Source organism: Citrobacter sp. wls757, from assembly GCF_005280935.1.
Lineage (GTDB): Bacteria > Pseudomonadota > Gammaproteobacteria > Enterobacterales > Enterobacteriaceae > Citrobacter > Citrobacter portucalensis.
Genome location: NZ_SZWU01000030.1, coordinates 5,308 through 13,489, shown reverse-complemented (window position 1 = coordinate 13,489; position 8,182 = coordinate 5,308). Strand labels below are relative to the sequence as shown.

General features: G+C 53.0%; 9 protein-coding genes. 7 read left to right on the top strand and 2 right to left on the bottom strand.

What is annotated here, in order from left to right; genetic code table 11:
* Positions 1 to 404: HTH-type transcriptional regulator HdfR (gene hdfR, locus FDW94_RS08265; protein WP_137377438.1), on the bottom strand; the 404-nt coding region annotated here is incomplete at its 3' end.
* Positions 405 to 510: 106 nt separating this feature from the next.
* On the opposite strand from hdfR, the gene maoP reads away from it, so the two are divergent.
* Positions 511 to 849 (top strand): macrodomain Ori organization protein MaoP, encoded by a 339-nt coding sequence (gene maoP / locus FDW94_RS08260; RefSeq protein WP_003018025.1) that lies wholly within the window; start codon positions 511 to 513, stop codon positions 847 to 849.
* A gap of 24 nt (positions 850 to 873) precedes the next feature.
* Here the strand turns inward: maoP and FDW94_RS08255 are convergent, their stop codons facing one another.
* Positions 874 to 2,394 (bottom strand): YifB family Mg chelatase-like AAA ATPase, encoded by a 1,521-nt coding sequence (locus FDW94_RS08255; RefSeq protein ID WP_137377437.1) that lies wholly within the window; start codon positions 2,392 to 2,394, stop codon positions 874 to 876.
* Positions 2,395 to 2,746: 352 nt separating this feature from the next.
* Here FDW94_RS08255 and ilvL point away from each other — a divergent pair, with 352 nt between their 5' ends.
* From ilvL to FDW94_RS23970, 6 genes are all read left to right on the top strand, one after another.
* On the top strand, positions 2,747 to 2,845 hold the full coding sequence (gene ilvL, locus FDW94_RS08250; protein WP_001311244.1) for an ilv operon leader peptide: 99 nt from the start codon (positions 2,747 to 2,749) through the stop codon (positions 2,843 to 2,845).
* A 139-nt stretch (positions 2,846 to 2,984) separates the two neighbouring features.
* Positions 2,985 to 4,631 (top strand): acetolactate synthase 2 catalytic subunit, encoded by a 1,647-nt coding sequence (gene ilvG, locus FDW94_RS08245; RefSeq protein ID WP_125363354.1) that lies wholly within the window; start codon positions 2,985 to 2,987, stop codon positions 4,629 to 4,631.
* Positions 4,628 to 4,891: an acetolactate synthase 2 small subunit gene (ilvM, locus tag FDW94_RS08240; protein WP_003018017.1), complete on the top strand. Its 264-nt coding sequence runs from the start codon at positions 4,628 to 4,630 to the stop codon at positions 4,889 to 4,891. The genes ilvG and ilvM overlap by 4 nt, the downstream gene beginning before the upstream one ends.
* Before the next feature lie 17 nt (positions 4,892 to 4,908).
* The gene (locus FDW94_RS08235) at positions 4,909 to 5,838 is read left to right on the top strand and encodes a branched-chain amino acid transaminase (RefSeq protein ID WP_003829030.1); all 930 of its coding nucleotides are present in this window, start codon (positions 4,909 to 4,911) and stop codon (positions 5,836 to 5,838) included.
* Positions 5,839 to 5,996: 158 nt separating this feature from the next.
* Entirely contained in the window at positions 5,997 to 7,847 is a 1,851-nt protein-coding gene (ilvD, locus tag FDW94_RS08230; RefSeq protein ID WP_003829028.1) for a dihydroxy-acid dehydratase, read from the top strand.
* Positions 7,848 to 7,852: 5 nt separating this feature from the next.
* Positions 7,853 to 8,182: pyridoxal-phosphate dependent enzyme (locus FDW94_RS23970; protein WP_249358356.1), on the top strand; the 330-nt coding region annotated here is incomplete at its 3' end.

Sequence of the window (8,182 nt, the reverse complement as noted above, 5' to 3'; positions counted from 1 at the left end):
CGGCCCTCTCTGCACAGAGAGGATAATACAAGGCTGGATTGTGGCTCCTGGGATTGGTACAAACGCCCCAGCCAGCCATTAAGCATGCATTCCCAGAGGGATGCGCTGGCACCAATAGAAAACTCGTTATGCCGCGAGGTATTCGCAACCTCCTTACGTGCTGCTTGCCACGTATTCATCAGCGTTTCAGCGTAAGGTAATAATTTTTCACCTGCAGCGGTTAAACGGATATTGTTTCTGTGTCGGGTGAACAGGTTTACACCCAATTGATTTTCCAGTTGTCTTATCCGAAAACTAACCGCTGATTGGGTCAGATAGAGCGCTTCAGCAGCCCTGCCAAAGTGGCGTGTCCGGCTAACTTCCAGGAAAGTTTTTAACAATTCCGTATCCACAACTCGCTCCATAAAATTATTTGTCGTTATGATTTAAATCTTTTGTTTGACGCTCTGTCAAGCGTAACTAATACTCCGCGCCATAAATAGCTCGGCCAAAGAATTAGGAGCGTGCAGGATGGCGGAAAGCTTTACGACGACTAATCGATATTTCGATAATAAATATTATCCCCGCGGATTCTCCCGTCATGGTGATTTCACCATTAAAGAAGCACAACTGCTTGAGCGTCACGGTTATGCTTTCAACGAGCTGGATCTGGGCAAGCGTGAGCCGGTAACGGAAGAAGAAAAACTGTTTGTTGCGGTATGCCGTGGTGAGCGCGAACCGGTTACCGAAGCTGAACGTGTGTGGTCCAAATACATGACGCGCATTAAGCGTCCAAAACGCTTCCACACGCTGTCTGGTGGGAAACCTCAGGTGGAAGGTGCGGAAGACTACACCGAATCTGATGATTAATAAAAAAGGGCGAAAGCCCTTTTTTTATGCCAGTAGTTTCTGCAAATGAATGAGTAATCTGTCTATCGCCCGATACCCAACAGCTTCCTGTAAGTGCTGGCGAGAGATATGGTCAGATTGTTCTATATCCGCGATCGTTCGAGCGACCTTTATCAGGCGTAACCATGCGCGGATGGATAATCCGAGATGCGCGAGCGTTTCTTCAAGCCATTGCGCATCGTCGCTACGCAATGGACAGTATTTATGGATATCCTGACTGTCCAGGTGCGCATTTAACTTATTCTGCCGCTGATACTGACGCTCTCGTGCTACCATAACGCGTTGCTTCACCGTTGCGCTATCTTCCCCTTTTACCTGGCTCTGGCTGAGTATGCCGGGCGGCGGTAAGGGGATTTCGAGGGAGAGATCGAAGCGGTCAAGAAATGGACCTGATAATCGATTGAGGTAGCGTAGCGTCTGCTCTGGGGTACAGCGGTTATGGTTCCCCTGATAATGTCCTGTTGGGCTGGGATTCATGGCAGCAATAAGCTGAAAACGCGCGGGGTAAGTTATTTTTGCCCGAGTGCGGGATAAATGAATCTGCCCGGACTCAATGGGCTCTCGCAGTGCATCCAGCGTGCGCCGCTCAAACTCGGGAAGTTCATCCAGAAACAGTATGCCGTTATGCGCCAGAGATATCTCGCCTGGCGCAGGAATAGAGCCGCCACCGACCATGGCAGTTAATGAAGCACTGTGATGCGGCGAACGAAAAGGGCGTTGTTTCCACTGTTTTTGTAGCGTGTCGGAATTGACCAGACTTAGAATCGCGGCGCTTTCCAGTGCTTCATCATTGCTTAGTGGCGGAAGCAATCCTCTCAGGCGACTGGCCAGCATGGTCTTACCCGTTCCCGGCGGCCCGATGAGTAAGAGGTTATGACCGCCAGCTGCGGTAAGTTCCAGTCCGCGTTTACCCTGTTCCTGGCCGATAATATCGCTCAGATCATCTGCTAATGCGCAGGGGGTAAAATCTGCCGATGATGGTCTGTCTAAATCATGCTTACCTTCGAGAAATGCGCATACGGCCTGTAGATGATCGGCTATCAGGCACCCTTCACCGTGTATCAGTCCCACTTCAGCTGCATTCTCTTTTGCGACAATAATTCTCCTGCCTGCGCGAATAGCTTCAGTTGCACTTGATATCGCACCGGGAACGCCGCGTAACGCGCCTGTAAGCGCTAATTCGCCTACCAGCTCATATGTATCGAGGTTATGGGTTGTAAGCTGCTCAGACGCTGCCAGAAGCGCAACTGCGATAGGTAAATCATATCGTCCCCCTTCTTTCGGGAGATCGGCCGGAGCGAGGTTTATGGTTATCTTCTTCGCCGGGAATTCATAACCGCTATTAATAATCGCACTGCGAACTCGATCGCGAGCCTCTTTTACCGTTGTTTCGGGTAATCCCACCATGGTTAAACCAGGCAAACCATTGCTGATATGTACCTCGATGGTAATGGCTGGCGCATTCACGCCCAGCGCAGCGCGTGTGTGAACAATCGATAGTGACATAAGCCCTCCTGATGAAAGCATTATGTCGCAATACATCGCGGCAAGATTTCACATAATTACGGTTTTTAGAGGCTTATTCCTGTGTTTTTATGTAGCTCAATACTGCTTGCATAAAGCCTGGAATAGCGCTCGCAAACGCTTTTGAATAACGTTTTTAGTAGGAAACGGGTTGCCGAGAATCACCTGAAACGTGAAATATTTTCACTTTTGATTTTTTGTATAAAAAACAACGATATTTATCTAAACCGTTAACGGCGTCAGAAAAACGAATAAAAAAATATCTTGTGTCATTTGCAAATTCTATGGTAACTCTTTAGGTATTCCTTCGAACAAGATGCAAGAAAATACAAAAATGACAGCCCTTCTACGAGTGATTAGCCTGGTCGTGATTAGCGTGGTGGTGATTATTATCCCACCGTGCGGGGCTGCACTTGGACGAGGAAAGGCTTAGAAAACAAGCCTTAACGAACTAAGACCCCCGCACCGAAAGGTCCGGGGGTTTTTTTTGACCTTAAAAACATACATGAGGAGCAGAAAGTGAACGGTAGCATAAAATTCTGTTTCTCAAGATTTACGGCGGGGATGTAACTATGAATGGGGCACAGTGGGTGGTACATGCGTTGCGTGCACAAGGGGTTCAAACCGTCTTTGGTTATCCTGGTGGCGCAATTATGCCGGTTTACGATGCGTTGTATGACGGCGGCGTAGAACACCTGTTGTGCCGACACGAGCAGGGTGCGGCAATGGCGGCAATTGGCTATGCCCGTGCGACCGGTAAAACCGGCGTGTGTATCGCCACTTCAGGTCCTGGTGCTACTAACCTGATCACCGGACTCGCCGATGCGCTGTTAGATTCTGTTCCTGTGGTGGCGATCACCGGTCAGGTGGCCTCACCTTTCATCGGAACGGATGCGTTCCAGGAAGTGGACGTTCTGGGTATGTCTTTGTCCTGCACCAAACACAGTTTCCTGGTGCAGTCACTGGAAGAGCTGCCGCGCATCATGGCAGAGGCTTTCGCTGTGGCGAACTCCGGTCGTCCGGGTCCGGTTTTGGTTGATATCCCGAAAGATATCCAGCTGGCCAGCGGTACGCTGGAGCCGTATTTTACGACCGTCGAAAGCGTAGAGGTTTTCCCGCACGCTGACGTTGAGCAGGCGCGTAAAATGCTGGCGCAGGCGCAAAAACCGATCCTGTACGTCGGTGGCGGCGTTGGTATGGCGCAGGCGGTCCCGGCCCTGCGTGAATTTATCGCGGTAACCCAAATGCCGGTCGCCTGCACGCTGAAAGGTCTGGGCGCAGTAGAAGCTGACTACCCATACTATTTGGGTATGTTGGGAATGCATGGCACTAAAGCGGCAAATTTCGCGGTGCAAGAATGTGATTTACTGATTGCCGTGGGCGCGCGTTTTGATGACCGGGTGACCGGCAAGCTGAATACCTTCGCGCCGAACGCCAGCGTGATCCACATGGATATCGACCCTGCGGAAATGAACAAGCTGCGGCAGGCGCACGTCGCCCTGCAGGGTGATTTAAATTCTCTGCTGCCGGCATTGCAGCAATCTCTGAAGATTGACGCATGGCGCCAGCATAGCGCTGAACTGCGCACAGAGCATACCTGGCGCTATGATCATCCCGGTGAGGCTATCTACGCGCCACTGTTGTTGAAGCAGTTGTCCGATCGCAAGCCTGCGGACAGCGTAGTGACAACGGATGTTGGTCAGCATCAGATGTGGTCGGCGCAGCATATGACCTACACCCGCCCGGAAAACTTCATCACCTCGAGCGGCCTGGGTACGATGGGCTTTGGCCTGCCAGCAGCGGTTGGCGCGCAGGTTGCTCGCCCGAACGATACGGTAATCTGTATCTCCGGTGACGGTTCCTTCATGATGAATGTACAGGAGCTGGGCACCGTAAAACGCAAGCAGTTGCCGCTGAAAATAGTCTTACTCGACAACCAGCGGTTAGGCATGGTGCGACAATGGCAGCAGCTGTTTTTCCAGGAACGTTATAGCGAAACCACCCTTACCGATAACCCCGATTTCCTCATGTTGGCCAGCGCCTTCGGCATACCAGGTCAACACATCACCCGTAAAGACCAGGTTGAAGCGGCACTCGACACCATGCTGAACAGCGAGGGGCCATACCTGCTTCATGTCTCAATCGACGAACTTGAGAATGTCTGGCCTCTGGTACCGCCAGGTGCCAGTAACTCAGAAATGCTGGAGAAATTATCATGATGCAACATCAGGTCGCCGTTGAGGCTCGTTTCAATCCGGAAACGTTAGAACGTGTTTTACGCGTGGTACGCCATCGCGGTTTTCAGGTGTGCTCCATGAATATGGAAGCCGCCAGCGATGCGCAAAATATAAATATCGAATTGACCGTTGCCAGCCCCCGGTCGGTCGACTTACTGTTTAGTCAGTTAAGTAAACTGGTAGACGTTGCACATGTTGCTATCTGCCAGAGCACAACCACATCACAACAAATCCGCGCCTGAGCGCAAAAGGAAGAAAAATGACGACGAAAAAAGCTGATTACATTTGGTCTAATGGCGAGATGATTCGTTGGGAAGACGCGAAGGTTCACGTGATGTCCCACGCGCTGCACTACGGTACTTCAGTATTCGAAGGCATCCGTTGCTACGATTCTCACAAAGGGCCGGTGGTGTTCCGTCATCGCGAACATATGCAGCGTCTGCGTGATTCAGCCAAGATCTATCGTTTTCCGGTTTCTCAGAGCGTTGATGAGCTGATGGAAGCTTGCCGCGAGGTGATTCGTAAAAACAATCTGACCAGCGCCTATATCCGTCCGCTGGTGTTTGTTGGCGACGTGGGGATGGGCGTTAACCCGCCAGCGGGATACACCACTGATGTGATCATCGCCGCGTTCCCGTGGGGTGCTTACCTTGGTGCAGAAGCGCTGGAGCAGGGGATCGACGCGATGGTTTCTTCCTGGAACCGCGTTGCGCCGAACACCATCCCTACTGCTGCTAAAGCGGGCGGTAACTATCTGTCTTCGCTGCTGGTGGGTAGCGAAGCGCGTCGTCATGGCTATCAGGAAGGCATTGCGCTGGACGTGAATGGCTACATCTCTGAAGGTGCGGGCGAAAACCTGTTTGAAGTAAAAGACGGCATTCTGTTTACCCCGCCGTTTACCTCTTCTGCACTGCCGGGTATTACCCGTGACGCGATCATTAAGCTGGCGAAAGATCTCGATATCGAAGTACGTGAGCAGGTGTTGTCCCGTGAATCACTGTACCTGGCTGACGAAGTGTTCATGTCCGGTACCGCGGCTGAAATCACCCCAGTACGCAGTGTCGATGGTATCCAGGTGGGCGAAGGCCGCTGCGGTCCGGTCACCAAACGCATCCAGCAGGCCTTCTTTGGCCTCTTCACCGGTGAAACGGAAGATAAATACGGCTGGTTGGATTCAGTAAACCAATAACAAAATTAATATTTCCCCAAAATAATTCACGTTGCAGGAAGACGGCAACGCAGCAAGTCCCAGGAACTTACTGTAGTAAGTGACTGGGGTGAGCGAGGCGGCCAACGCACCTGCGGCGTGAAGTATGCAGGGGAAAGACAGACGGGAGTTAATCAAGCATGCCTAAGTATCGTTCTGCTACCACCACCCACGGCCGCAATATGGCGGGTGCCCGCGCATTGTGGCGCGCTACCGGGATGACCGATGATGACTTCGGTAAACCGATTATCGCTGTGGTGAACTCCTTTACCCAGTTTGTGCCGGGTCACGTCCACCTGCGCGATCTCGGTAAGCTGGTTGCCGAACAAATCGAAGCCTCAGGCGGCGTGGCGAAAGAGTTCAACACCATTGCTGTGGATGATGGTATCGCCATGGGCCATGGCGGCATGCTGTATTCACTGCCGTCGCGTGAGCTGATCGCTGACTCCGTTGAGTACATGGTTAACGCCCACTGCGCCGATGCGATGGTCTGCATCTCCAACTGCGACAAAATCACCCCCGGGATGTTAATGGCCTCTTTGCGCCTGAATATTCCGGTGATCTTTGTTTCCGGCGGTCCGATGGAAGCCGGGAAAACCAAGCTCTCTGACCAAATCATCAAGCTCGACTTGGTTGATGCGATGATTCAGGGCGCTGACCCGAAAGTTTCCGACTCACAAAGCGAGCAGGTTGAACGTTCCGCCTGTCCGACCTGCGGCTCCTGTTCCGGTATGTTCACCGCTAACTCGATGAACTGCCTGACCGAAGCGCTGGGCCTGTCGCAGCCGGGTAACGGTTCGCTGTTGGCGACTCACGCCGACCGTAAAGAACTGTTCCTCAACGCAGGTAAACGCATCGTCGAGCTGACCAAACGCTATTACGAGCAGGACGATGCTTCCGCGCTGCCGCGCAACATTGCCAGCAAGGCAGCGTTTGAGAACGCCATGACGCTGGATATCGCCATGGGCGGCTCCACCAATACCGTTCTGCACCTGCTGGCAGCCGCGCAGGAAGCGGAAATCGACTTCACCATGAGTGATATCGACAAGCTGTCCCGCAAAGTCCCGCAGCTGTGTAAAGTGGCGCCGAGCACGCAGAAATACCATATGGAAGACGTGCACCGCGCAGGTGGCGTACTGGGTATTTTAGGCGAACTGGATCGTGCTGGACTGCTGAACCGCGACGTGAAAAACGTGCTGGGGCTGACTCTGCCGCAAACGCTCGATCGGTATGACGTGATGCTGACCAAAGACGACGCGGTGAAAAAAATGTTCCGTGCAGGCCCGGCCGGCATTCGTACTACCCAGGCGTTCTCACAGGACTGCCGTTGGGATACGCTGGATGACGACCGCGCGGAAGGCTGCATTCGCTCGCTGGAGCACGCTTACAGCAAAGACGGTGGTCTGGCAGTTCTGTACGGTAACTTCGCGGAAAACGGCTGTATTGTAAAAACTGCAGGCGTGGATGACAGCATCCTGAAATTCACCGGCCCGGCAAAAGTGTATGAAAGCCAGGACGATGCGGTTGAAGCCATCCTCGGCGGTAAAGTGGTGGCTGGCGACGTGGTTGTCATTCGCTACGAAGGGCCGAAAGGCGGGCCAGGCATGCAGGAAATGCTCTACCCAACCACCTTCCTGAAATCGATGGGCCTCGGTAAGGCTTGCGCGCTGATTACCGATGGTCGTTTCTCCGGCGGTACTTCGGGGCTTTCCATTGGTCACGTTTCTCCGGAAGCGGCCAGCGGCGGTAATATCGCGATTATCGAAGATGGAGACATGATTGCCATCGATATCCCGAATCGTGGTATTCAACTTCAACTGAGTGATGCGGAAATCGCTGCGCGCCGTGAAGCGCAGGAAGCTCGCGGTGACAAAGCCTGGACGCCAAAAGATCGTCAGCGTCAGGTCTCCTTTGCACTGCGCGCCTACGCCAGCCTGGCAACCAGTGCCGACAAAGGTGCGGTGCGCGATAAGTCGAAGCTCGGGGGATAATGACCATGGCGGATTCACAACCTCTATCCGGCGCTCCTGAGGGCGCCGAGTATCTCAGAGCGGTACTGCGTGCGCCGGTATACGAAGCGGCACAGGTAACGCCGCTACAGAAAATGGAAAAACTCTCTTCGCGCCTCGACAATGTCATTCTGGTGAAGCGCGAAGACCGTCAACCTGTTCACAGCTTCAAGCTACGCGGTGCCTATGCCATGATGGCGGGCTTGACCGAAGAGCAAAAAGCGCATGGCGTCATTACCGCATCGGCTGGTAATCATGCTCAGGGCGTCGCGTTCTCTTCTGCGCGATTAGGCGTGAAGGCGCTGATTGTCATGCCA